The organism is Microbacterium arabinogalactanolyticum (assembly GCF_030268005.1).
Classification (GTDB): Bacteria; Actinomycetota; Actinomycetes; order Actinomycetales; family Microbacteriaceae; genus Microbacterium; species Microbacterium arabinogalactanolyticum.
The window spans coordinates 1-1,862 of the sequence record NZ_BRZC01000008.1 but is presented as its reverse complement, the minus strand read 5'-3'; the positions used below and the strand labels follow the sequence as shown (position 1 = coordinate 1,862).

Sequence of the window (1,862 nt, the reverse complement as noted above, 5' to 3'; positions counted from 1 at the left end):
TAAGATTGTGAAGTTGCCCTGCGCTTCTTGCCCTGATGGGGTGGGTGTGTGGGTGCGTCCGATCCTTGAGAACTCAACAGCGTGCACTTGTCAAATGCCAAATTATCCTCGTCCAGCCCTGTGGGGTTGGTTGAGAATTCCTTTGGATCAATTTATATGAATGTCAGCAATGATGTTCGTCTCTTTTGGTCATGATTGAACTCGCTGCCTTCTTGCCGTTTTCCCGGTGGTTGGTATGCATCTGTTTTTTACGGAGAGTTTGATCCTGGCTCAGGATGAACGCTGGCGGCGTGCTTAACACATGCAAGTCGAACGATGAAGCCCAGCTTGCTGGGTGGATTAGTGGCGAACGGGTGAGTAACACGTGAGCAACCTGCCCCTGACTCTGGGATAAGCGCTGGAAACGGCGTCTAATACTGGATATGTCCCATCACCGCATGGTGTGTGGGTGGAAAGATTTTTCGGTTGGGGATGGGCTCGCGGCCTATCAGCTTGTTGGTGAGGTAATGGCTCACCAAGGCGTCGACGGGTAGCCGGCCTGAGAGGGTGACCGGCCACACTGGGACTGAGACACGGCCCAGACTCCTACGGGAGGCAGCAGTGGGGAATATTGCACAATGGGCGGAAGCCTGATGCAGCAACGCCGCGTGAGGGATGACGGCCTTCGGGTTGTAAACCTCTTTTAGCAGGGAAGAAGCGAAAGTGACGGTACCTGCAGAAAAAGCACCGGCTAACTACGTGCCAGCAGCCGCGGTAATACGTAGGGTGCAAGCGTTATCCGGAATTATTGGGCGTAAAGAGCTCGTAGGCGGTTTGTCGCGTCTGCTGTGAAATCCCGAGGCTCAACTTCGGGCTTGCAGTGGGTACGGGCAGACTAGAGTGCGGTAGGGGAGATTGGAATTCCTGGTGTAGCGGTGGAATGCGCAGATATCAGGAGGAACACCGATGGCGAAGGCAGATCTCTGGGCCGTAACTGACGCTGAGGAGCGAAAGGGTGGGGAGCAAACAGGCTTAGATACCCTGGTAGTCCACCCCGTAAACGTTGGGAACTAGTTGTGGGGTCCTTTCCACGGATTCCGTGACGCAGCTAACGCATTAAGTTCCCCGCCTGGGGAGTACGGCCGCAAGGCTAAAACTCAAAGGAATTGACGGGGACCCGCACAAGCGGCGGAGCATGCGGATTAATTCGATGCAACGCGAAGAACCTTACCAAGGCTTGACATACACGAGAACGGGCCAGAAATGGTCAACTCTTTGGACACTCGTGAACAGGTGGTGCATGGTTGTCGTCAGCTCGTGTCGTGAGATGTTGGGTTAAGTCCCGCAACGAGCGCAACCCTCGTTCTATGTTGCCAGCACGTAATGGTGGGAACTCATGGGATACTGCCGGGGTCAACTCGGAGGAAGGTGGGGATGACGTCAAATCATCATGCCCCTTATGTCTTGGGCTTCACGCATGCTACAATGGCCGGTACAATGGGCTGCGATACCGTAAGGTGGAGCGAATCCCAAAAAGCCGGTCCCAGTTCGGATTGAGGTCTGCAACTCGACCTCATGAAGTCGGAGTCGCTAGTAATCGCAGATCAGCAACGCTGCGGTGAATACGTTCCCGGGTCTTGTACACACCGCCCGTCAAGTCATGAAAGTCGGTAACACCTGAAGCCGGTGGCCTAACCCTTGTGGAGGGAGCCGTCGAAGGTGGGATTGGTAATTAGGACTAAGTCGTAACAAGGTAGCCGTACCGGAAGGTGCGGCTGGATCACCTCCTTTCTAAGGAGCATCTGGAGGCTTCGGCCTTCCAGGCGCCAGATCAGCACCGAATGTGTGCTGCTGGTTAGCTCATGGGTGGAACATTTGACATG

General features: G+C 54.8%; 1 rRNA gene. It reads left to right on the top strand.

Annotated elements, in window-relative coordinates:
* Positions 1 to 247: 247 nt before the first annotated feature.
* Positions 248 to 1,770, top strand: a 16S ribosomal RNA gene (locus tag MIAR_RS17475).
* The last annotated feature ends 92 nt before the right edge of the window (positions 1,771 to 1,862 follow it).